The 23,499-nt window shown below is 62.0% G+C and carries 23 protein-coding genes; 6 read left to right on the top strand and 17 right to left on the bottom strand.

Annotated elements, in window-relative coordinates; genetic code table 11:
- The first annotated feature begins 4 nt into the window (after positions 1–4).
- Genes AC3WLT_RS09265 through AC3WLT_RS09285 form a run of 5 tightly spaced genes read left to right on the top strand, consistent with a single transcriptional unit; the run spans position 5 to position 4,019 of the window.
- Positions 5–673 (top strand): RraA family protein, encoded by a 669-nt coding sequence (locus AC3WLT_RS09265; protein ID WP_492591580.1) that lies wholly within the window; start codon positions 5–7, stop codon positions 671–673.
- Positions 670–1,335: an RraA family protein gene (locus tag AC3WLT_RS09270; protein ID WP_492591581.1), complete on the top strand. Its 666-nt coding sequence runs from the start codon at positions 670–672 to the stop codon at positions 1,333–1,335. Before AC3WLT_RS09265 ends, AC3WLT_RS09270 begins: the two co-directional genes overlap by 4 nt.
- On the top strand, positions 1,332–1,982 hold the full coding sequence (locus AC3WLT_RS09275) for an RraA family protein (protein ID WP_492591582.1): 651 nt from the start codon (positions 1,332–1,334) through the stop codon (positions 1,980–1,982). The genes AC3WLT_RS09270 and AC3WLT_RS09275 overlap by 4 nt, the downstream gene beginning before the upstream one ends.
- A complete protein-coding gene (locus tag AC3WLT_RS09280) occupies positions 1,979–3,217 on the top strand; it encodes a pyridoxal phosphate-dependent aminotransferase (protein WP_492591583.1) in 1,239 nt (412 codons plus the stop codon). The genes AC3WLT_RS09275 and AC3WLT_RS09280 overlap by 4 nt, the downstream gene beginning before the upstream one ends.
- On the top strand, positions 3,201–4,019 hold the full coding sequence (locus AC3WLT_RS09285) for an alpha/beta fold hydrolase (RefSeq protein WP_492591584.1): 819 nt from the start codon (positions 3,201–3,203) through the stop codon (positions 4,017–4,019). The genes AC3WLT_RS09280 and AC3WLT_RS09285 overlap by 17 nt, the downstream gene beginning before the upstream one ends.
- 250 nt (positions 4,020–4,269) lie before the next feature.
- Here the strand turns inward: AC3WLT_RS09285 and iolG are convergent, their stop codons facing one another.
- The 15 genes from iolG to AC3WLT_RS09360 all read right to left on the bottom strand — a co-directional run bounded on the left by iolG (position 4,270) and on the right by AC3WLT_RS09360 (position 21,371).
- Positions 4,270–5,277, bottom strand: coding sequence for an inositol 2-dehydrogenase (gene iolG, locus AC3WLT_RS09290; RefSeq protein ID WP_492591585.1), 1,008 nt, complete (start codon positions 5,275–5,277; stop codon positions 4,270–4,272).
- An 89-nt stretch (positions 5,278–5,366) separates the two neighbouring features.
- Positions 5,367–6,488 carry a porin gene (locus AC3WLT_RS09295; RefSeq protein ID WP_492591586.1) on the bottom strand — a complete coding sequence of 374 codons (1,122 nt, stop codon included), beginning with the start codon at positions 6,486–6,488 and terminating at the stop codon, positions 5,367–5,369.
- Between the two features lie 97 nt (positions 6,489–6,585).
- Positions 6,586–7,260, bottom strand: a complete 675-nt coding sequence (locus tag AC3WLT_RS09300) for an aldehyde dehydrogenase family protein (protein ID WP_492591587.1) — start codon at positions 7,258–7,260, stop codon at positions 6,586–6,588.
- A 54-nt stretch (positions 7,261–7,314) separates the two neighbouring features.
- Positions 7,315–8,109, bottom strand: a complete 795-nt coding sequence (gene iolB, locus AC3WLT_RS09305) for a 5-deoxy-glucuronate isomerase (protein ID WP_492591588.1) — start codon at positions 8,107–8,109, stop codon at positions 7,315–7,317.
- Positions 8,106–9,044, bottom strand: coding sequence for a myo-inosose-2 dehydratase (iolE, locus tag AC3WLT_RS09310; protein ID WP_492591589.1), 939 nt, complete (start codon positions 9,042–9,044; stop codon positions 8,106–8,108). The genes iolB and iolE overlap by 4 nt, the downstream gene beginning before the upstream one ends.
- Positions 9,041–10,942: a 3D-(3,5/4)-trihydroxycyclohexane-1,2-dione acylhydrolase (decyclizing) gene (gene iolD, locus AC3WLT_RS09315; RefSeq protein WP_492591590.1), complete on the bottom strand. Its 1,902-nt coding sequence runs from the start codon at positions 10,940–10,942 to the stop codon at positions 9,041–9,043. Before iolD ends, iolE begins: the two co-directional genes overlap by 4 nt.
- Positions 10,939–12,903: a bifunctional 5-dehydro-2-deoxygluconokinase/5-dehydro-2-deoxyphosphogluconate aldolase gene (locus AC3WLT_RS09320; protein ID WP_492591591.1), complete on the bottom strand. Its 1,965-nt coding sequence runs from the start codon at positions 12,901–12,903 to the stop codon at positions 10,939–10,941. The genes iolD and AC3WLT_RS09320 overlap by 4 nt, the downstream gene beginning before the upstream one ends.
- Before the next feature lie 41 nt (positions 12,904–12,944).
- On the bottom strand, positions 12,945–13,964 hold the full coding sequence (locus AC3WLT_RS09325) for an ABC transporter permease (protein ID WP_492591592.1): 1,020 nt from the start codon (positions 13,962–13,964) through the stop codon (positions 12,945–12,947).
- A gap of 32 nt (positions 13,965–13,996) precedes the next feature.
- A complete protein-coding gene (locus AC3WLT_RS09330; protein WP_492591593.1) occupies positions 13,997–15,649 on the bottom strand; it encodes a sugar ABC transporter ATP-binding protein in 1,653 nt (550 codons plus the stop codon).
- A gap of 58 nt (positions 15,650–15,707) precedes the next feature.
- Entirely contained in the window at positions 15,708–16,637 is a 930-nt protein-coding gene (locus AC3WLT_RS09335; protein ID WP_492591594.1) for a sugar ABC transporter substrate-binding protein, read from the bottom strand.
- 127 nt (positions 16,638–16,764) lie between these two features.
- Positions 16,765–17,622 carry a TIM barrel protein gene (locus AC3WLT_RS09340; RefSeq protein ID WP_492591595.1) on the bottom strand — a complete coding sequence of 286 codons (858 nt, stop codon included), beginning with the start codon at positions 17,620–17,622 and terminating at the stop codon, positions 16,765–16,767.
- Positions 17,623–17,665: 43 nt separating this feature from the next.
- The gene (locus AC3WLT_RS09345) at positions 17,666–18,676 is read right to left on the bottom strand and encodes a xylose isomerase (protein ID WP_492591596.1); all 1,011 of its coding nucleotides are present in this window, start codon (positions 18,674–18,676) and stop codon (positions 17,666–17,668) included.
- A gap of 31 nt (positions 18,677–18,707) precedes the next feature.
- Positions 18,708–19,946, bottom strand: a complete 1,239-nt coding sequence (locus AC3WLT_RS09350) for an NAD(P)/FAD-dependent oxidoreductase (protein WP_492591597.1) — start codon at positions 19,944–19,946, stop codon at positions 18,708–18,710.
- 2 nt (positions 19,947–19,948) lie between these two features.
- Entirely contained in the window at positions 19,949–20,278 is a 330-nt protein-coding gene (locus AC3WLT_RS09355; protein ID WP_492591598.1) for a non-heme iron oxygenase ferredoxin subunit, read from the bottom strand.
- A gap of 28 nt (positions 20,279–20,306) precedes the next feature.
- The gene (locus AC3WLT_RS09360) at positions 20,307–21,371 is read right to left on the bottom strand and encodes a fatty acid desaturase (protein WP_492591599.1); all 1,065 of its coding nucleotides are present in this window, start codon (positions 21,369–21,371) and stop codon (positions 20,307–20,309) included.
- A gap of 239 nt (positions 21,372–21,610) precedes the next feature.
- Here AC3WLT_RS09360 and AC3WLT_RS09365 point away from each other — a divergent pair, with 239 nt between their 5' ends.
- On the top strand, positions 21,611–22,681 hold the full coding sequence (locus AC3WLT_RS09365; RefSeq protein ID WP_492591600.1) for a LacI family DNA-binding transcriptional regulator: 1,071 nt from the start codon (positions 21,611–21,613) through the stop codon (positions 22,679–22,681).
- A 121-nt stretch (positions 22,682–22,802) separates the two neighbouring features.
- Here the strand turns inward: AC3WLT_RS09365 and AC3WLT_RS09370 are convergent, their stop codons facing one another.
- Both AC3WLT_RS09370 and AC3WLT_RS09375 read right to left on the bottom strand, forming a co-directional pair.
- Positions 22,803–23,123, bottom strand: coding sequence for a Rieske (2Fe-2S) protein (locus AC3WLT_RS09370; protein ID WP_492591601.1), 321 nt, complete (start codon positions 23,121–23,123; stop codon positions 22,803–22,805).
- 1 nt (position 23,124) lies between these two features.
- Positions 23,125–23,493: an SUF system Fe-S cluster assembly protein gene (locus AC3WLT_RS09375; RefSeq protein ID WP_492591602.1), complete on the bottom strand. Its 369-nt coding sequence runs from the start codon at positions 23,491–23,493 to the stop codon at positions 23,125–23,127.
- Positions 23,494–23,499: the final 6 nt, after the last annotated feature.

The raw sequence follows: 23,499 nt of genomic DNA on the forward strand, positions 1-23,499 counted from the left end.
GGCCGTGACTCCAACCTCCCTGCTTGACCGTTTTGCCGCGCTCGACACCAATACGGTGTCCGACGCACTGGACTTCCTTGGTCTTCCCGGCGCGACGTTCGGCCTGCGTCCCCTGTGGGATTGCCCGAAGATCGTCGGCCGCGCCAGCACCATCCAACTCGGAGCGAAGACGGACGCCAAACCGACAGTCCACCTCATTTCCCCCGTCATCGCACAGATCCAGTCGGACGACCGTATTCTGGTTATCGCCGGCGGCATCGACGGAATTTCGTGCTGGGGCGACATTCTTGCGAATGCAGCGCAATTCAAGCGCATTCGTGGTTCCGTGATCGACGGCATGAGCCGCGATATCGAAGGCAGCGAATCGATCGGCTATCCGGTTTTTGGGCGCGGTGTAACCATGATCAGTGCGCGCAATCGGGTCATTCAGGTTTCATCGAGCGAGCCCGTCAACGTTGCCGGCGTGCTCGTCCATGAAGACGACTATGTCATCGCCGACCGTTGCGGCACTGTATTTGTCCCGGCCGCGCGCATCGAAGAGGTCGTCGAACTGGGCGAACGCATCGCCCGTCGGCAGGACGGCATGGTTCAGGCCGTTCGCTCCGGCCGATCAGTCGCCGAGGTCATGCACGACAAGGAATTTGAGGCTATCAAGGAAGGGAGCAAGTCATGAATCACGAGGATCAGGAACTGGTTGCCCTGTTCGCCGGGCTTGATACACCCGGCGTATCGGACGCGTTAGACAAGCTGGGACTGCCCGGCCAGTGCCTCGGCGTCGCACCGCTGGATAACTACGCGGGCGTGGTCGTCGGTCCGGCATTCACGGTGAAGTATGTTCCGGCGAGCACGCCCGCTGGCACAGTCGGCGACTTTATCGACGATGTCGCGCAAGGCGATGTCGTTGTGATCGATAACGGCGGTCGGACCGACTGCACGGTGTGGGGCGACATCATGACCCAGTACGCGGGGGCTCGCAAGATCGCCGGTACGGTCATCGACGGCGTGTGTCGCGACGTGACGAAAGCACTGGGCGACGGTTATCCCCTGTTCACCAAAGGATGCTACATGCGCACCGGTAAAGACCGCGTTCAGGTTGAGGCCGTCAATGTCCCCGTGTCCATCGGCACGGCACGGGTTGGCGCCCGCGACATCGTCGTCGCCGACGCCAACGGTGTCGTCGTCGTCCCGCGCGAGCGGGCGCGCGAGGTGGCCGCCACGGCCCGACAGATCGAAGCCGTCGAAGCGGATATCCGCGCGCAGATTGCTCAGGGCAAGACACTTGGGGAAGCACGTGAAGCGCTCGGTTACCACACACTGCAACGGAAGGCGTCATGAGCACCCACACTTCAGCACTGGCTTTGCCCGCAGACTTCGCCCAGCGCGCGCGAGCGTTGGGCAGCGCCACGCTCTACGAGGCATCGGGCCTGCCGTGCGCCGTCGATCCCCTGGTGCGGACGATCTGGCCCGGCGCTTTCATCGCGGCCCCAGCGTATCCGCTGGTTTGCTCGCCCGGGGACAACCTGGCGATTCACATCGCCATGGAACGCGTGCCCCGCGGTAGCGTGCTGGTAGTCGGCACCAGCAATTTCGTAGCGGGCTACTGGGGCGAAGTGCTCACGGTAGCGGCTGAGGCTGCGGGCGTGGTGGGCCTGGTCATCGACGGCGGTGTGAGAGACGTTGCCGCCATGACCGCGCGGCGTTTTCCTGTGTTCGCACGGGGGATCTCGGTGCGCGGGACGGTCAAGGCCAGCGCACCGTCGGTCGGCCAGCACACGATGTTCACCGGCGTACCCGTCGCTCAGGGCGATCTGGTGGTGGCCGATGACGACGGCGTCATCATTATTCCCGCCGCCGAAGCGGAGCGCACCCTCATTGCCGGAGAAGCACGCGCGGCGAAGGAAGCGACGATGATGCAACAGCTCACCGAAGGCGCGAGCACGCTCGAACTGATGGGTCTGACGCAATGGAGAAAAGCGATATGACGGTGGCTCTGCAACGCCTGAACGTGCACCTCGCCAAGGCGCAACCTTCGGCAACCTATCGCATGATGGATCGCGTCGCTGCGAAACGCGCTTCGGGTGCGCGGATCGTCTCGCTGAGCGCAGGCGAGCCGGACTTCGACACGCCGGTCCACATCTGCGACGCGGCCATCGAAGCGATGCGCGCCGGACATACGCGCTATACGCAGGTGGCCGGCATGCGACCGCTACGCGAGGCCGTGGCCGCGAAGTTCCAGCGCGAGAACGGACTCGACGTCAGCTGGCAGGACACCATCATCTGCAGCGGCGGCAAGCAGGTCATCTACAACGCGTTGGCTGCGACGCTTAACGAAGGGGATGAAGTCATCGTTCCCGCACCGTACTGGGTCAGCTACCCAGAGATGGTTCAGTTGTGCGGTGCACGCCCGATCATCGTCACATGCGGCAGCGAGACCGGTTTCAAACTGACAGCAGAGGTCTTGGCCAGAGCGATCGGACCTCGCACGCGTTGGCTGATCCTGAACTCGCCGTCGAATCCGACCGGCGCGGTCTACAGTCGAGAGGAACTGGCAGCGCTTGCCGAAGTGCTGCTGGCCCATCCGCATGTGCTCATCCTCTCGGATGACATCTACGAACACCTGATTTTCGACGGCGCGACTTTCCATACGATCGCTCAGGTTGAGCCTCGCCTGATGTCACGCACGCTGACGATGAATGGCGTCTCCAAGGCCTATGCGATGACGGGCTGGCGCATCGGCTTCGGTACCGGGCCTCGCTGGCTGCTCGACGCAATGGAGAAGCTTCAGGGACAGCAGACCTCAGGAGCGAGCGCGATTTCCCAGCATGCCGCGCTGGCTGCGCTCACCGGTCCGCAACAGTTCATCTCCGAATCGCGTTCAGTCTTCGAGCAGCGGCGCGACCTGATGGTGAAGCTGCTCAATCAGGCTCCCGGTCTCAGGTGTGCCCTACCCGGCGGCGCCTTTTATGCGTTTGCCTCGTGCAAGGGATTGATTGGCCGCGTCACGCCCGCTGGAACACGCCTCGATACCGATGAAGACGTAGCAGGCGCGATACTGGACGAAGCCGGCGTCGCCGTCGTGCAAGGCAGTGCCTTTGGGCTCGGCCCATACATCCGGATCGCTTATGCACTCGATGACGACGCACTGATCGACGCATGCCGCGCGATCACGCGCTTCTGCCAATCGCTCAGTGAGGAAAATCATGCCGTTGCCGGGTGAGCTTGCGAAAGAAAACCTGACACTGAGCGTGCAGGGCGTCGAGGTCGATCTCTCCATGATGCTCCGAGCGGGTACCCTGGCGCCCGTCCTGTTCCTGCACGGCTTCGGTTCAACCAAAGAGGATTACGCCGATATCGTTCACCATCCGGCTTTCGACATGCATCCGGTTATCGCATACGATGCACCCGGCTGCGGAGCAACGAACTGCGGCGATCTATCGAAAGTGTCGATCCCTTTCCTCGTAGCGACCGCGAAGGCTGTGCTTGATCACTTCGGAATCGGCAGGTTCCATCTCGTCGGGCATTCGATGGGAGGCCTCACCGCCCTCATGCTGGCTCATGACATACCTCAGCGCGTGCTGAGCCTTACCGACATCGAGGGCAACGTGGCGCCCGAGGACTGTTTCCTGAGCCGACAGGTCATCGAATATCCGGCGGAAAGCGCGGAGGCATTCTTCAACGACTTCATAGAACGGACGTGGCATTCGTCGTTCTATTCGTGTCCGCTCTATGCGACGAGCTTGCGTCACAAGGTCCGTGCCGAAGCGGTGCGCGGCATCTTCAGATCCATGGTCGAGTTGTCCGACCACGGGGACCTGATGACGAAATTCCTGTCGTTGCCGTTCCCGCGGATGTTCATGTATGGCGAGCAGAACGCTACGCTCTCATATCTGTCCCATCTTCAGGGTCATGGCGTGGAACTGGCGGAAATCTCGCACAGCGGGCATTTCCCCATGTATTCAAATCCCGTGGAAATGTGGAATCGCCTGGCGCGGTTTCTGGCGGTAGCGTCCCCCGCTTAAGTCACGAAGTACCAGAATTGCGTGCACTCTACGCAACGCGGCAAGGGAAAAATCTTCGGATTAGAAATTTGGCGCGATGTTGAAAATCCGTACGCACTCTAACGCGAGCGGCCTGCAAGCCACTGCAACCGCCCTTCACGGATGAGCGTGAGCAACAGGCCATGAACCAGCAATCTGACGTCCAAAGATGATGTACGCGGGAACGCACTCCCGCGCTTAAGAGGATGCCGATATGCCACGTCAGAAAGCGCTACGCTCCACTCCCAGACTCGACCTGAAGTGTCTCGCCTTTCCTTTGCCACGAAAGCGTAGCGAGTTGAGCCAACTCGAGTGCCTTGACGCCATCGTCGATCGTCGTACGCACAGGTGTGCCTGTGGTTAGCGCCTCGACAAAATTTTCCATCTCCGCAGCGTAGGCCTGCCGATAGCGCTCGAGAAAAAACGGCTCCGGTACATCGATCGACACAGCACTTGCCGACCAGCCGGTCACTTCGGTCGGCCGCACATTGCCCGCCTGCAGCATGCCCTTGCTGCCGAGCACTTCGAAGCGCTGATCGTAGCCATAGGCTGCTCGCCGCGACGTATTGATCTGGCACAGGAGTCCGCGTCTGGTGCGGATCGTCACCGCGGTCGAATCGATATCGCCCGCGTCCTGAACAGCCGGATCGGTCAGGCAACTGCCGGTGGCGTGAAGCGTTTGCGCCTCGTCGCCCAGAATCCAGCGAAACACGTCCAGATCGTGGATCAGCATGTCCTTGAAAATGCCGCCCGAACTCTTGATGTATTCGACAGGCGGCGCCCCTGGATCGCGGCTCGTGATGATCAGCATTTCTGGATCGCCGATCTCGCCGCGCTCGATGCGCGTCTTGAGCGCCGCGAACGTCGGATCGAAACGGCGCTGAAAGCCGATCATGCAGATCACACCATTGCGAGCAACCGCCGCTGCACTCTCACGTGAACGTTCGACCGTCAGGTCCACCGGCTTTTCGCAAAACACCGCTTTCCCTGCATTCGCCGCCTGGATAATCAGATCCGCGTGGGTATTCGTGCTCGACGCGATGACAACTGCGCCGATCGAAGGATCACCCAGCGCGCCTTCGACGTCCGTCACTTTCCCGCCGTGCATCTGCGCGAGCGCCTGTGCCGAAGGCGCGTGCATGTCGACCACATACTTGAGCCGCACGCCCGCCTGACGTACAAGGTTCGCTGCATGAATCTTGCCGATGCGGCCGGCTCCGAACAAAGCAATGTCAATCATCGTATTCTCCCGTTTTATGGGTTTCGTCGAAATGAAGCTCTTGCCCGTGGGCAAGAGCGGTAAATAGCGCGTGACATCAACACACTTTGTTAGAACGAGTGGTTGATGCCGATATAACCGCCGGTCTGCGAACGCCCGGGCAAGGGGTTGTCGAGATTGTCGTTATTCAGACCGGGGTTGTTGTTCACCACAGAAAAATTCGACCCGCTCGCGTTGCGCACGTGCGCAACCGTCGCATACAGGAGCGTGCGCTTCGACAGGCTGTACGTTGCACCCGTCGCGAACATCGTTGCGTGGCCGGACGGATCGTGTGTCGCGTCTCCCGCACCAGACCCGACATGGATGTAGTACACAGCGCCGCTGAGCGTCAGCGCGGGCGTCGGCCGATACTGCCCGCCAAACCAGTAGTGATCCGCGCTGCGCGCAAGACCGGCAGGTGTGTCAGGCGCGCTGAGATGCGTGTAGGCCGTCTGCAGCGTGAGCGCATCCAGATACAGGTTGGCGCCAACAAAGAATTCCTGTGAACTGGTGAAGACGTTGCTCATACGGCCGTTCGGGTCCCGTAATTCGTCGTACATGCCCCGCAGCATGAACAACGCATTCCTGTAGGTCAGTTGCACCCCATCGCTGCGACCGGCTTCGTCGGCGGCTCCGTGATTAAATGCGCCGGCCTGATTGCCGAGCGCATACTGCAAATGCGCACTGAAACCGTTAATGGAAGGCGACTGATATTCAATGTTGTTGCTTGTGATCGGCACATTGCGGCTTCGTACGAGTGCGGTGGACGAATAGGCCTGCTGCACCATCGGGTCCGCGTCCCACTGATCATTCGCAATGAACAGATTGCGTCCCATCTGAAGCCGCCCGTACTGCTCGCTGCTGAACCCGACCAGCGCCTTACGGCTAAAGAGACGCCCACCGCTACTGCCGGCAGTTCCCGACATCAGGTTCGTACCCGATTCGAGATTGAAAATGACTGCCAGCCCCCCGCCCAGGTCCTCCTTGCCGAGCAACCCGAACCGGCTCGCCCCAAAGTCGCTACTTTCAGCACGCAAACGCGACGCAGTCGTGCCGGTGCCCGTCTGCACCTGGCTGAGAAAATCGAAGCCGGCATCCGCGACGCCGTAAAGCGTCACCGAGCTTTGTGCCTGCGCTGTTGCAACAGTGAATGAACATGCACCGATCAGTACACTAAAAAATGCCTTTTTCATTGTGTCTCCATAACCATGGTCGTTTGTTATATAAAAGCCGTCGCCCGCACCGTCGTATGCCGCGATGCTTCGTCTTTTCAATCGGGGACGGTCGGACCTACATCGTCGGCATTGCAAACTCTGCGCCCTGTGCGCGACCGCCTAGCCAGCGTTGCGTGACGGCCTTTTGCCGCGTGTAAAAACGCACCGCCTCCGGACCATGCGCATGGTGATCGCCAAGAAGACTCTCGCGCGCCGCCTCGCCATCGCGGGTAAAAATCGCCGCGCCATTGCCGTATTCGTGCTCATCGACGAGCGCCAATGCCGTGGCAAAATCCGCAGCGCGCACGATGCAGACCACTGGCCCGAAGATTTCTTCGCGGTAGATCTCGCCCTTCAGCAGTTCGGTGATGCCGCACGCGTACTCCACCACTTCGAGGCCGCGAATCACTTCGCCTTTCGCATCGGACAGAACCTTGCTGTGTTCTGCTGTAATCGTCGCAGCGAGCCGGTCGAGGTTGCGTTCGATCAGTTCCTTGAAACGGAACATGATGCGGGCACGCTTGAGAGGGGGCATCGCCGCCCATGCCGGGAATGCCGACGCGGCCGCAGTCACCGCGGCGTCGACGTCGCTTTGTAAGGCAAGTGCGACGTACGAAGCAATGTCGCCGGTCGCGGGGTTATAAACGGGAGCCCGGCGTTCACTCGAGCCGTGTCTATGCTTGCCACCAAAAAAATGCGCCGTTACCGTCACATCACCTTGTAAAGACGTACTGATTCCTGCCGCTTCCATAAGGCATCCTTCTCATAGATTACAAAAAACAACTACGGGAATCGCGATTCCCGGCTATCGCGACAACATCCACTCGTGAGCAGGATCGTTCTTGAAGTGCCACGCGCGCTTCGGCCCAGCCATCACGTTCAGGTAGTAGCCGTCGTAGCCATGCGGCATCACCACCGGGTGATAGCCGCGCGGCACCATGACCACGTCGTGATCCTCGACCGCCAGCGCTTCATCGATGTCGCGCGCGTCGGTATAGACACGTTGGAAGGCGAAGCCTTGCGGCGGATCGAGGCGGTGGTAATAGGTTTCTTCCAGGTAGCTTTCCGCCGGTATATCGTCCACGTCGTGCTTGTGCGGCGGATAGCTCGACGCGTGTCCCGCTGGTGTCAGCACCTCGACTACCAGCAGCGACTCCGCAGGCTCCGTTTGAGGAAGAATGTCGCAAACGTAGCGCGTATTCGTTCCACTGCCGCGCACCGAACGGGCAATCGTGTCCGGCTCGATCAGGCGAGCTTCGTACCGCCCTTCGGCGGGCGCGCTGGCCAGTGCGATTTCGGCATCGTCGTGCGCGTCGATCGACACTGCGGTATGGGGTGGCACGTAGACCGCATACGGCGAGCGCGCCTCGAATACACTGCGGCGCGCGCCGATTTCTCTCCACGTCTGCTCTGGCGTGCCGACACTGACCACGCCCGTGAGCACGACCACACACATCTCGGTCGCGCCGGTATTGAACGTCACCTGCTCGCCACGCGCGAGGCGTTGAGCGGCAAAACCAACGTGACGCCAGCCGGCGCTATCAGGCGTGACCGTGACAATCTCGCGCCCCGCGGGCTTTCCTTTGACGAGCAGGCTCATGCGGCCTCCAGTTCCGTGGCCGCGCGATCGACCAGCGCACGCAGATGCCGATAGCCGCTTTGCGCGTACGCAAGGCTCGGCGCCACCGCCGGGTCCTGCTCGGCTTCGACGACGAGCCAGCCGCGATAGCCGTGATCGCGTAGTTGCCGGATTAAAGGCGCGAAGTCGATCGCTCCGTCGCCCGGCACCGTGAAGGCGCCGTTAATCACCGCATCGAGGAAACTCCATTGACGGTTGCGCGCAATTTCGACGATCTCAGGCCGGACGTCCTTGAAGTGAACGTGGCAAACGCGTGCGAAATGTCGGGTGAGCATTTCCAGGGACGCAGCGCCGCTGAATGTCGTCTTGCTTGCGCCGAATGCCGCATGGCCGCTATCGAACAGCAAGCCGACGTCGTCGCAGGTGAGCGCCATCAGACGGTCGACGTCTTCCGGGGTTTCGACATAAGCGCCCATGTGATGGTGATAAGCGAGGCGTACACCGTGCGAAAGCGTGTACCGCGCCACCGTGTCCAACCGGTCCGCGTAGCGCCGCCACTGCTCATCCGTAAAGAAACGCGGGCGCTTGAGGAGCGGGACGTTACGTTCGCCCTGAATCGAGCCGGCGACCTCGCCGTAGACCATCGCCTTCGCACCACCCTGTGCAAGCAGCGCGAGATGCGGACCGAGCGCGGCGATTTCCTCATCAGCGCTACGTTCGGCGAGACGCCCCGAGTACCAGCCCGACACCAGTTCGAGTTGATGACGCGACAGCACCTCGCGCAACGCGCGCGGTTCGCGCGGAAACTTGTTGCCTAGTTCGAAACCTTGATAGCCGATTTCCCGGCCCTCGGTGAGCGCGACCTCGAGTGGCGTCTCGCGACCGAGCGAAGGCAGATCGTCGTTGAACCACGAGATAGGATTGATGCCGATTTTTACATCGAAGGAATTCGTCATAGCGGGCTCTTTTGCTGTTGCTTGTTCCGTTCATAATTCGCGCGCGCCGCCCGCACCTCAGCGCGGGTAGACACTTCGGGTACCGCGACTTCCCACCAGCAGCCGCCTTCGGGGGTGGTGCGAGCGGGGTCCGTGTCGATACAGATCACATAGGTGCGATCGGAATCGCGTGCACGCTCGAGCGCGGGTGCGAGTTCGGCGAGGCTCGCCACGTGTTCGGCGCGCGCGCCGAGGGACGCGGCATGGGCGGCGAAGTCGATCTGTGGCGCGCCGAGCGGCCCCTGAACACAGTCGTCCAGAAGATTGTTGAACGGTGCGCTGCCGCACGCCTGTTGCAGACGATTGATGCAACCATAGCCGCGGTTATCGAGTACGACGATGATGAGCTTCGCGCCGAGCATCACCGACGTGGCAATCTCGCTGTTCATCATCAGATAGCTGCCGTCGCCGACCATCACGATCACTTCTCGATCCGGCTGCGCCAGCTTGACACCCAGACCGCCCGCGATCTCGTAGCCCATGCACGAGTAGCCATACTCCACGTGATAACCGCCCGGCCGCGTGGTGCGCCATAGCTTGTGCAGCTCCGCAGGCAGCGTGCCCGCCGCGCAAACGACGATATCGTGCGACGGCGAATCCGCGTGTGAACGCTGTACCGCGCCGATCACGTTGCCGTCGTACGGCAATTGGTCCGGCGCGAGTTCACGCCGGCCGGTGATCTCGCTGACCGTTGCGCGCCAGCTATCGGCGGCTGTGCGCGCCCTGTCCTGCCACGCCACGCTGCTTCGCCATGCGCCCTTCGTTTCAGGCGTTGCGGCGGACAATTCGCGTGACAGCGCATCGAGCGCGAGTCGCGCATCGGCAAGCAGTTCCACACCGCGCGCCTTGCCCGCATCGAACGCATTGACGTTGATCGTCACGACGCGCGCTTGCCCGAACAGCGAATGCGACCCCGTGGTGAAGTCCTGCAAGCGCGTACCGATGGCGATCACGACGTCCGCTTCCCGAGCGAGCGTATTGGCGGCCGGCGAGCCAGTGACGCCGACCGAGCCCAGTTGCAATGGATGATCCCAGCTCAACGCGCCTTTTCCGGCTTGCGTTTCACACACGGGCACGCCGTGCCGCTCACAAAACGCGCGCAGTGCGGCACTGGCCCGGCCGTACAGCACACCGCCGCCGGCCACGATCAACGGACGCTGCGCGGTGCGTATCGCCGCGGCTGCCGTGGCCAATTGATCCTGATCTGGCGATGGCGCACGAAAACTCACCATGGCAGGCTCGAAGAATTCGACCGGATAGTCGTACGCATGCGTCTGCACGTCCTGCGGCAACGCCAGCGTGACCGGCCCACACAAGGCCGGGTTGGTCAGCACGCGCACCGCCCGCGGCAGCGCGCTCAGCAACTGCTCCGGCGCGACAATCCGGTCAAAATAGCGCGACACGGGTTTCAGACAATCATTGGCGGAGACGGTCCCGTCGTGAAAGTCTTCGATTTGCTGCAGCACCGGATCAGGCGCGCGTGAAACGAAGGTATCGCCAGGCAACAGCAATACCGGCAAACGATTCACGTGCGCAAGCGCCGCCGCGGTAACCAGATTGGTGGCGCCTGGACCAATCGACGACGTACAAGCCATCATCCGGCGCCGCATATGCGCCTTCGCATAGGCAATCGCGGCGTGAGCCATGGCCTGCTCGTTGTGCGCACGCAAAGTGGGCAACGCGTCACGCTGCTGATACAGCGCTTCGCCGAGTCCCGCGACGTTGCCATGTCCGAAGATCGCGAATACGCCACCAAACAGCGGGACAGGCGTGGCCCGCTCGTCATCGGCTGGCGCACGCAACGCGGCCAGATACTTGACGAGCGCCTGTGCGGTAGTCAGTCGGACGGTGCGCGTCATGCGGCTTGCTCCTCACGCGGCACTTCCGTGATGGGGTTACGCGATGTTCGCCACAGGCCGATCAACGTCTCGAAGTTGCTGCGCACCTGGTCGATCAGCATCCGATCGTCGATCTCACCCGCGAGCCAGGCCCGGCCCGGTTCCTGGAACACCGTGCGGCCCACGGTAAACCCGCGGCACGTCGTGCTCGAGCGCGCCGCCTCGAAGCCTTCAGCCAACCGGGCAACCGGCGCATTCAGACCCAGCAGCACGACGCCGCGGCAGTACGGATCGCGTTCCTCGATCAGTGCATCGATGTCGCGCCATGCGTCTGCGCTCATCGGCTCCAGCTTCCACCAGTCGGGATAAATACCAAGGTTATAGAGGCGCTTGAGTGCCCGATGCACAGTGTCCTGCGCCTGTGGGCGATCCTTCGGCGGAATCACTTCGAGCAGCAGTTCGTGACCGCTTGCCTGCGTCGCGTCATAGAGCGCACGGACCTGGCTTTCCTGTTCCAGCCGATGCAGCGCTTCATCGTCCGGATGGTATTGAACCAGGCATTTGACGATGTGCTCGCCAGGCCAGCTTGTGAGCGCCGTACCGATCGAGCGGCCATGTTCGAATTCCAGCGGGTTCGATCCGGGCAACTCGACGGGGCGGCCGATCCACCAGCCACGGCCCGTTGCCGCGTTTAACGCATCCTGTCCATAGCGGTCGTCGATCAGCACCGCGATCCTGCCGGCGTAGCCACCGGCCATTTCGGTTTCTTCGACCGCTCGCACGAAAAGCTGCTTGAGCGTCGCAATGCGCGCTTCATCGGCGCCGGCCCGCTGCGCCATTTCGAAGAACTGGCTGCGATGATCGAATGCGAAGCCGAGCACTTCGTCCCAGCGCTTGCGCGGCACGCTCACACGATGCAGACGCGCGAGCGCCGCGTCTTGATCGGGACGGCGCAAACGGTCGGCGTGGGCGAGGAAGTACTCCAGTTCGGCCGGCGTGGGCATGGCCGGTGCGCAGGCGTGGCGCGATACGACGAGCGCGCCACAGGCGTTTGCATAGGCGCAGCAAATTGCATAGTCGGCGCCTGTTAGCCATCCTTTGAGAAAGCCGGAGATAAACGCATCACCCGCACCGAGTACATTCATGACCTCGACCTCAACGCCACGAAAATGCCGGTCTCCATTGAGGTCTGCCGGAATCTGGCCGTCGATCACCGTGCAACCCAGCGGGCCGCGTTTGACGACCAGCGTGGCCGTACTCACGGCGCGCACCGAGCGCAGGGCTTCGAGCAGATCTTCGAACCCGCCGGCGATGCAGAACTCCTCCTCCGTACCGACGATCAAGTCAAACTTCGGCAAGATGCCACGCAGATGCGCGCTTACGCTGCCGTCGGCGATAAAGCGCGTTTCACCGTCCGCCTTGCCCGTCAGACCCCACAGCACCGGCCGATAGTCGATATCGAGCACGGTGCGCACGCCGTTGCGCCGCGCATAGTCAAGCGCCGTCATGCTCGCGCGAAGCACACCTTCGGTCGATAAATGCGTCCCGGTAATCAGCAGCGCCTTGCTGGAAGCGATGAACGCTTCGTCGAAGTCCGTCTCGTCGAGCGCCATATCGGCGCAGTTTTCACGGTGAAACACCAGCGGGAACGTGTTCCGGTCTTTCAGACCGAGCAGCACGAGTGCCGTCAGACGCTCCATGTCGGTCTTCACGTGGCTGACGTCGCAGCCTTCCTTTGCCAGCGCGTCGACGAGGAACCGGCCCATGTGGTCATTACCGACGCGCGATAGCATGGCTGACTTCAATCCCAGGCGGGCGCAGCCGAACGCGATGTTGGCCGACGAGCCGCCCAGATACCGCGAAAAGCTGGTGACGTCTTCGAGCCGGGCACCGATTTGTTGCGCATAGAGATCGACCGCGAGGCGGCCCAGACAGACGATGTCCAGTGGCCGGTCTGCAGCGAAAGAGGTGGAATGGTTCATATGCGATTGCACCGAAATAGATGACGGATGGATAGCGTTGCTTAGCGAGCGCGCCGCTTGCGGTATTGGTCGGCGATCACGGCCGCGACGATGATCATTCCCTTGACGATTTCCTGGATGTACGAGTCGATGCCCAGAAAGGTGAAGCCGCTCGAGATCACGCCGAGGATCAATGCGCCGATCACCGCGCCGGTGATCCGGCCCACGCCGCCGGCGAGACTGGTGCCGCCGATCACGGCCGCGGCAATGGCGTCGAGTTCATATGACATGCCCATGCCGGACTGGCTCGTCTGTGCGCGCGCCGAGACGACCACACCGGCCAGCCCCGTCAGCAGCCCTGCAATCGTGTAGACGGCCACCAGATTGCGCCCGACGCCGATGCCCGACACGCGCGCCGCCTGCACATTGCCGCCGATCGCATACAGGCATTTACCGAAACGCGTGTAGCGCAGCACGATGTGGAAGACGAGCGCAGCCAGCAGAAAGATCGCCACCGGCTTCGCGCCGCTGCCGATTGCCGAGTACGCGTCGGTGAACATGCTGATGGGTTGGCCGTGCGTGTAGTAGCGCGCCAGTCCACGCGCCGACACCATCATGCCGAGCGTGACGATGAAGGGCGGCACACCGGTGCGCACGATCAACGTACCGTTGATCAGGCCGCAAATTCCGCCCGTCAGCACACCCACCGCGACCGGCACGAGCACCGGCAGATCGACGAGTCCTGGAAACACCGTGCGCCCGAAACCCGAGGTCTGCGCGAGGCTGCCGGCAATCATCGCGGATAGCGCGACCACGGACCCGGATGACAGATCGATGCCGCCCGCGATGATGATCATCGTGACGCCCACCGCGATCAGCCCGATTTCGGACACGCGCAGCACCATGATCAGCAGGCCCTGCGGGTTATAGAGAAACGACTGGCCGCGCTCGATCCAGCCGAGCGCTTCGAACACCAGCGCGATACCGAGCAGCACGAGCAGAATGCTGGTCTCCTGCGGTAAGCGCCAGTTACGTGGAGCAGGATGCTGAATTTCCGGGGTGAGGATGGCTGAGTTACGCATAGTTGTCTCCTGTGTCGATCGGAGTTAGCGCTTCAGCGCTTACTCCGGTCCCATGCAAAGCTGTCGATCGGAGCTGGCGCTTCAGCGCTTGCTCCGGTCCCATGCAAAATGGTCGTTGCCGTTACCGCTAATTCAGGCTGCTCGCCGGAAGCGAGCGCCATGATGCTTTCCTGCGTGGCGCTCGCACGAGGCAGAACACCGCTGACGGTGCGCTCGTGCATCACCACGATCCGGTCGCTCATGCCCATCACCTCGGGCAGTTCGGACGAGATCATGATGATCGCGACCCCATCCCTTGCGAGCTGCGTGATCAGCGTGTGGATCTCTGCCTTCGCGCCGACGTCGACGCCGCGCGTCGGTTCATCGAGGATCAGGATCCTGGGTTTGTTCAGGAGCCAGCGCGCGAGCAACACCTTCTGCTGGTTGCCGCCGCTCAGGTTCTCGATGACTTCGTGCAGGCCGGGCGTCTTGACCTTCAACTGACGGCACATATCGCCGCACGAAACGTTCACACGCTTTTGCCGGACGAAGCCCAGCGCGCAATTGCGGCGCAACGCCGAAATCTGCATGTTTTCGCCGACGGAAAGCTGAAGGAACAGCCCGGTACTCTTACGGTCCTCGGTGAGAAACGCGACGCCCGCGGCGATCGCCTGTTGCGGAGAACGAATCGCCCGGCGTCTGCCGTCGAAAAGCAATTCGCCTTGGTCGGACGGACAGATACCGAAGACCGCCTCCATCACCTCCGTGCGCCCGGACCCCATCAGACCGGCCACGCCGAGAATCTCGCCGTACCGAAGGTCGAAGCTGACGTTCGAGAACGCGCCGCGGCGGCCGAGGTTGCGCACGGCGAGCGCCACTTCGCCGATCGCGACCTCCATCTTGGGAAAGACCTGCGTGAGTTCACGGCCCACCATCGCTGCAATCAACGATTGCTTGTCGAACTCTTTCGCCGTGCGCGTCACGATATGGTGGCCGTCCCGGAAGATCGAAATATCGTCGGCGATCTGAAACACCTCATCCATCTTGTGCGTGATGTAGATGATCGCCTTGCCTTGCACCTTCAGCTCGCCGATGATCCGGAACAGATGCTCGACTTCCTTGTCGGTGATCGCCGAGGTCGGTTCGTCCATGATCAGCAGATCGGAGTCGAAGGACACAGCCTTGGCGATTTCCACCATCTGGCGGTTCGCAATACTCAGGCTGCCCAGTTGCACCTGCGGATCGATCTCGATGCCGAGTTGCGCGAACAGTTCGCCGGTGCGCCGATTCAGCGCGCGATGGTCGATCAGGCCCAGCAGATTGCGCGGTTCGCGGCCGATCCAGATGTTCTCCGCCACCGTCATGCAGGGCAGCAGATTCAGCTCCTGGTGAATCATCGCTATACCGCGGTCGAGTGCGTCGCGCGGTGACTTCAGCGCAATCGGTTTGCCTTTGAAATGCAGCGAGCCGTCGTCGGGAAAATAGACGCCCGCGATGATTTTCATCATCGTCGACTTGCCGGCGCCGTTTTCGCCCATCAGCGCATGCACCCGGCCGGCGTGGATGTCGATCGACACGTCGTCGAGCGCGATCACGCCGGGAAAGGCTTTGCGAATCTTGCGGGCGGCGAAGATCGGCTCATGCGCCGCCGACGCAGCGACGTGTTCCGTCCGAGCGGCCTGCGCTCTCATGGTGAGATCTGACATAGTGGCACTCCCTCTGTGGATGAAACGGGGCGCGCGCGGCGCCCCGAGGTCATGCGGGCTATTTGTTCAGAAAGCTCTTGTAGTTATCCGGTGTGACGAGTTGATAAGGGATCCAGTCTTCTTTTGGTACGCTCTTGTCGCCGCTGGCCAGCTTGATAGCGGTATCGACCGCAGCCTTGCCCTGCCCTCGCGCGTCCTGGAACACGGTGACAGCGAGATCGCCCTTGGCCATCGCGTTCAAAGCTTCCTTGGTCGCATCGACCCCGCCGACCAGCACGCTCTTCGGCGAGACGCCGGCCTGCTTCATCGCAATCAATGCGCCGAGCGCCATCTCGTCGTTATTCGCAGCGATCGCATCGAACTTCTTGCCCGAGCTCAGCCACTGGCTCATCAGGTTGATGCCCTGGCTACGGTCGAAGTTCGCGGTTTGCTCCTCGGCGATTTTGATGCCCGGATTCTTCGCGACGATATCCTTCACCCCGCGCGTACGGTCCCGCGTTGCATCGGTCGACAGTTCACCGAGCATGATGGCGATATTGCCTTTGCCTTTGAGTTGCTTCGCGAGGTAATCCATTTGCAGGTGCCCGGCCACGAGACTGTCCGAGCCGACGAAATAGGCGCCGTTGCCCATCGGCTCATCCGGCTTACGATTGACGTAGACGATCGGGATACCCGCCTTGCGGGCGGTATCGGTCATTCGTTTGGTCGCCGCCGCGTCGGCGGGATTGACAATGATCGCCGCCACCCGCTGCGACACGAAGCTCTCGACCTGGCTGACCTGCCGCCCCACGTCGCCTTGCGCATCCTCGAAGTCGAGGTTGATGTCTTTGTGCGCTTTACCTTCGGTCGCCATTGCGTCGCGCACCGTGGTCAGGAAGTTGTCGTCGAAGTGCGCCATCGAGACGCCTATTGTCGTGCTTGCCATAGCGGAAATCGGCAGCACCGCCGCGAACGACAAGGCGACCACGGATCGGGTGATAAATTTCATTGACATGTCTCCTATCAGTTGATTGAACCCGCGCGGCCTATCGGTCTGATGCCAAGGTCCACGCGGCAAACTTTCATGCGGTCTTCACGTGCTCGATCTCTTTCTATGCATGTACTGAGAACCCCTGCTACGCGGCCTTGCGCACCTGTGCCGACTCGACGCTCGCGCGGATATAAGCGATGCTGTCGCGCAAGCGGCTTTCGATGTCGTCAGCGCCGGCAATTTCCTCGGCGAACGGCTCGAACGACACATGACCGCGATAACCACGCGCAAGCAATGTGTTTAACTGACGGATGTTGCCGAGCCGATCGTCCGCGCCGACCAGCACACGATGCCCGTCGCGCATCTGGTCAACGGGCAGGCCGCCATCCTCGACGCCCGAAATGTGGACCAGACCCGTGAGGTCCGGAAAGAAAATGTCTTCGCCCGACAGGTGGTGATGAAACGTGTCGTGTACTAGCCGGAAATGGTGCTCGCCTGCCGCGTCGTAAATTGCCTTGACCGCATCGGATTTACGGCGCAGCGCGCATTCCTCGAAGCCGAGCGGTTCGATCAGACCGAGCAGTCCGTGATCGTCGAGGATCGGCTCCAGTTGCCTGAGCGCATTAACCAGATCGGCGTGACGCTCGCTTGCCGTGCGTTGATCCTGCCGGCTGTTGGTCGGGCACAGGACAATCGCGCGGGCTCCGCAGTCAGCGGCATAGCGCGACAACGCCACTGCTTCCTTCGCGCGGGTCGCGTCGAAACGTTCGAAGCGTTGCAGCGCGTTGATCGACAGGATCGTCAGCCCCGCCGCGGCGCTAAGCGCCTTGATATCGCCGGCGGGCGTGCCGTCGTTGATCTCGACGCCTTCGAGGTCGTTGCGGATCTCAATCGCATCGACGGCCAGGCGCTGGCAAAGCGCGGCATAGTCGGCGAACGCCAGCCGCGGTGCGCTCATCCGGTTCAGGGAAAATTTCAGCGCTTCATCACTCGTCAATGTCATTTGTGTCTCCAGTTATAGCGAACGAATGGGTTGTCTTTCAGGTTCATGCCGTTATGGCGTTTTGTCCGGCGCTTTGCGCGAGCCATGTGTTGCGCAGCCATGCGGCGCACGCAACGTTGTTCTCGAAGATCGAATACCCGGCACCGCCGCCGTAGTCGGCAAACGGGATGAACTCGCAGCTGATGTGCTGCGGCGTGGAAACGCCACCCTGTACGCGCGCGTTGAGCAGATGCCGTACCGCGCTCTTCCACGGAAGGAGCGCTGCCTCATCCCAGCTGCCGTCCCATTGATCCGCAGGGGGACGCACGAACGGGTATTGAATGCCGCGGCCGGGTCTTCCGTCGGGGCGGCGCATGCGGGAATTGCGTGGGTTGTCCGGTATGACACTGCGCGCGTGAGCGTGATGAACCCAGCCGCGCGCGATCCACTGTTTGAAGATCGCATCGGGTGACTCGGGATCGAGCACGATCTCGCTCGCCTCGACCTCCGCACGGATCCGCGATACATCGAGTTCTTCGTCATTGCCGATCTTGAAGATCAGATGCGAATGATCGAGCGTGAGGCGCAGTGCAATGCCGTCGCGCGCCAACAGTTCGCCGACTCGTTCGACGCGGGTGAAATCTTCGTTCCACATATCAACGTGCACTTCGAGGCTCGGCAGGCAGCCGGCCGGGGCGGCCCACTCACATGCCTGCACGTAGAACCTTGCGACCTCGGCATCGGTGAGGCGATGTCCGTCGGCATGATTCGCGTAGAGCTGGCAATTCAGTACCTTCGAGCCGAAGCGCGGCGCCCACTCGATCACGTGCCGCAGATGCGCTTCGTCGCGGCCCGCACAAAAGATGCCGCCGATCACGCGAACCGGCAACGCGTAGCGCTCGCTCAACTCGACGTAGCGCGCAAGTGCGACGCCTTCGGGCGGATTCATCTCGACATAGTCGAACACACCCGCGTCGGCGATCATCCGGAATTGCATTTCGGCATCGACGGGTGGCATGTCATCGCGATGCAGCACGCCGTCGATATTGACGCCGATGTGAAGTGTGGGGTTCATGGTGTCTTTGTATCGGAGCGATGAGTCCTGCTCACGCCGCTTCGGCGACAAGCAGCGACTTGAGCTTCACTGACGGATCCGCGAGCTCTTCGGTGGAGATACGAGCGTTGCGGCCGATCAGCATTTGTGCAATCCGGATATCGCGGCCGACCGCCCGGCCGACGCCGCTTGCCGCGATCAACGATCCGTCCGCCGACAGATGAAACAGCAACAACGCATCGACCGTTTCGCGCACGACGGTCCCACGACCGAATGCAGGAAGCCCTGCGATCTGAATCGACAACTCATACTGATCGGACCAGAACCACGGCACTTCGCGGTAACGAAGGTTTTCGCCGAGCATGTTGCGCGCGGCGATGCGGCCTTGATCCTCAGCGTTCTTCCAGCATTCGAGGCGCACACGGCAGCCGTACAGCGCATGCGGGAACGAGCACGCATCACCCGCTGCGAAGACGTCGGGATCGCTCGTGCACAGACGGTCGTCGACCACGATACCGTCCGCGACGTCGAGTCCTGCTGCCTGTGCTAACGCCGTACGGGGCGCAGCGCCGATGCCGACCACAACCGTGTCGCAGCGGATGACCTCTCCGTCGGCGAGACGGACCTCTTCAGCTGCACGAGCACCTGCGATGGCAGCCAACCGCGCACCAAAGCGGAACTGCACACCGGCGTCGCGGTGCCGCGCTTCGATACGTGCAGCGATTGCCTGCGGCACAGCGCGCATCAGCAGACGCTCGCCGGCTTCGATGACCGTGACACTGCATCCAGCAGCGACAGCACTTGCCGCCACTTCGAGCCCGATAAAGCCGCCGCCGACGATCGCAACATGTTGTCCGTGATGGAGCCGCACGGCGAGATCGCGGGCATCGTCGACAGTGCGCAGTGTGACCACGCCAGACAATTCCGAACCGGGCAAGCTCAACATTCTGGGCGACGCGCCGGTCGCGATCAGCAGCCGGCTATAGCCGATGCGCTCACCGTTATCGAGGACAACCGCGCGGGCCGCACGATCGATTTCGACCGCACTGGCTGCAAGCTTCAGATCGATCGCATGGTCGGCAAAGAAGGTATCGCCGAAGAGCGCACAATCACCCAGCGCCTTTTCCTTGAGCAGCACCGCCTTCGAGAGAGGCGGCCGGTCATAGGGCGCATGCGGTTCGTTGGCGATGAGCGTGATCGCGCCATCGAAGCCCGCCTCGCGCAGTTCGGCGCTGGCGCGGGCGCCAGCCAGGCCGCCTCCGACGATGACCATATGTGCGTCGCTTGCCATGATCACTCCGCCGCCGGCACGCCGATCAGGACCGCATCGCCTTCGATGCGTACCGGATGCGTTTTCAGCTGTTGACAGACCGGCGCGCAGAGCGGCTTGCCGCTTGCAATATCGAAGCGCCCCTGATGCCGCGGACATTCAATCGCGTTACCCAAGACGAAGCCGTCCGCAAGATGGGCTTTCTCATGCGTACACCAGCCGTCGGACGCGTAGAACTTGCCGTCGACGCGATAGACGGCGAAGGTTGCATCGCCATGATCGAAACGCACGACGTCTTCTTCATCGATGTCGCCGGTCTGGCAGGCGACGACCCATTCACGTTGATCCACCATTTCAGATACCCCCTGTTCCGGACGTTTTTCAGGTTGCCGAGCGCATCGGCTCGCGATGCGGCACGTGGCGACGGATAAAGTGAGAACGATCGCGCGTCTGACGGATCAAGGTCGGAATCATCTCCCTGTAGACCGACCAGAGACCCGGATACGCAGGCGGCGTCTCTGTCTTGATCGCTTCGTGCAGTTTCGGCAGCGCGTGATACGGCACCATCGGTAGCAGGTGATGTTCAATGTGGTACTGCATGTTCATGTAGAGAAACGCGAACACCGGATTGATGTAGACCGTGCGCGTGTTGAGCCGATGGTCGGCAACGTTCATCGCCATGCCGGCGTGTTGCGTGAGGCCGAGGGTCTGGTGGAACCAGCCACAGTAAAAGCGCGGCGTCCACACGAACATCAGCGGCAGAACGCTTTGGATCGCGATGCACCAGCCGATCACTGCGGCCATGACGACAACGTAGAAGCGGCTGATCCAGATCATCTTGCGGCGCTCCATGGCCGGCACAAAGTCGGCGACTTCCGGGCTGATAGACCCGCATGCATGACGCACGGTCTTGACGATCTCCGTGGTGCCGCCAATCAGATAGAAGAAATCCAGCAGGATCGTGACGAGTTGCGGCGGGCGGCATACCTGGATCTCGGGGTCGCGTCCCACCATGATCGTATGCGTGTGATGGCGAGCATGACTCCAGCGCCAGAGCGTCGCCTCACGGATCGTCATGAACGAACATAGCTGGTAGAAGGCCTGATTCATCCACGGCGTCTTGAACGGCGTCCCGTGCGCAAGCTCATGCCAACGCGCGTCGCTCGAACAATAGATCGTGCCGTAGACGAAAAACGCCGGAATCGCCCACCACGTGCCCCACGCATAGAGCGCCGCCGCCCCCGATGCGAGCAGCAACGCGATCCACAGGCCGAAATTCTTCAGACCTTCAGCGTCGCTGCGCTTCATCAGTTGCTTGAGTGTCTGGCGCGGGATGTCGGGGCGATACCAGTTCTCTTCGGACTGTGCGGCGGATGCATCACGCCCGCTGACACCGGTGTTTGCGAGGCTGCCCGTGCATGGCATGTTCAGAGGTGAGTTCGACACCTGCGTCTCCTTTCTTTTTCAGATCGGCTTCTCCCGCCTGTCCCGAAGGTCACGAGCGCGGCAAAGCGATGACTGCAAGATAAGAGACCGCCGTACTCCTCTCAACGAAAAGATTGACGTTTTTTCGTCAATCCCCTAGCGTTAAAAAAGGCACGAAATAATGCTGCGCTGCGCCATTATCACGAGCGCCAGACAGAACGGAACAGAACAAAACAGACAAGCGAACCGGAGACAACGACATGACCGACGCCACCCCGCCGTCACGGCGTAAGCGCACGGCGCGCTTTATCGAAATCGCCGAGGCGGCGGGCGTGAGCCCGGCAACCGTCGATCGCGTGCTCAACGAACGCGGCAGTGTGTCGGCTGCGACCCGCGCGCGCGTCGTGGCAGCGGCCCGGCAGCTCGCCGTGCCGCGCATCCTGCCGGATACGCGGCACGGACTGATGCATGTGGACGTGCTCCTGCCGCAAAACAGCACACCTTTCTTTGGCCGTCTGAATCTCGCGCTGCAACGCTCGATGCAGATGCTGGACAAGCGGGTCGTCATGCACCGGTCGACCCTTCCTGAAGCCGATGACGACGTGATTACCGAAGCGATCCTTCATCCGCGCTACAAGCGATCGGGGCTGATCGTGACGACTCACGACACGCCGCGCGTGCGCGATGCGTTACGCACCGTGATCGAACGCGGCGAACCGGTCGTCACGATGGTCACCGACGTCCGCGACGTGGGGCGCCTGCATTACGCGGGCATCGACAACCTGTGTGCCGGGCGCACGGCGGGCTACTTCGTCGGCCGGCTTGCAAGACGGTCCGGACGGGTGCTGCTGCTGTGCAGCCGCAAGGACTATCGCGCCCATATCGACCGGATCGGCGGTTGCCGGGCACAGCTTGCTGAATCCTTTCCGGAACTCGTCTGCGATAGCGCGGAGGTGGAAACCGAAGATGACCCGGACAGGTGTTATCGCGCCGTCGTCAGCGCACTGAAGCGGGGCGATCTGGTCGGCATCTACAGCAGCGGGTATGGCTCGCCCGGTATCGAAGCCGCGTTGCGCAAGTTCGGTGCGACCGGGAAGGTCGTCTGGGTGAGCCATGAAATGCTGGACTTGCACCGCCAATACATCGAGGAACACACGATGGACATCGCCATCGACCAGGACCCGGATGGACAGGTGATATCCGCCCTGCAGCACGTGCTGCATGCGTGCGGCGTGGTCGAGGATGCGCCTCCGCCAGGACCGGTAGAGTTCCGGATATTCTGCCCGGCGAACGTGAGGCGCACGGCATATCTGCCTTCGCTGCCGGATTGAAGGCGTCGAGCGTGCGGGCGTTTCAGGAACGGCTTCAACGCGTGGCGCGGTGCAGCCTGAAGTCCAGGATGCCTTGCTCAGTCACTGCCGATTCGGGGTCGTACACAACCGTCGTCCACGCTCAATCCCACCGCGCGTCCCGCACCTGAACGAACCCGCCTTCGACGCGAACCGGAAACGTCGCGACATCCTCGTAAGCCGGCGGCCCGAGAACCTTCCCTGTCCTGATGCAAAAGCTGGCCCCGTGACGCGGACAGACCACCACGTCGCCGTTCACCTCGCCGCCCGTGAGGATGCCGCCGTCGTGCGTGCAGACGTCTTCAATCGCATAGCAGACGCCGTCCAGATTGAATACGGCCACCTGCGCGCCGTCCACCTCCACGGTGCGGTGCGTGCCGGGCGGCAGATCCCCTATGGCGGCGACCTCGACCCAGTCCGACATGTCAGAGCATCCCCAGTTGCAGGCGCGCGGCATCGGACATCCGCTCGCGCGACCACGGCGGATCCCACACCAGTTCGACGTGCACATCGTTCACGCCGCTCACCTCGAACACCGCATCTTCCACCGTCGCCGGGAAAGTCTGCGCGACCGGGCAGCCGGGCGCGGTGAGCGTCATGCGGATCTCGATCCGTCCCTCTTGCGCATCGACATCGAGCCCATAGACCAGGCCCAGGTCGTAAATATTGACTGGAATCTCCGGGTCGTACACCGTGCGCAACGCCTCGATGACCCGGCTTTTCAGGTCGCCGCTGTCAGAGCCGGCAGCGTCGTCGCGGGCTTGCGCCCGCTTCCACCAACCGGATTCGCTCATGATTCG

The sequence above is a fragment of the Paraburkholderia sp. FW306-2-2C-D06C genome (genome assembly GCF_058781505.1).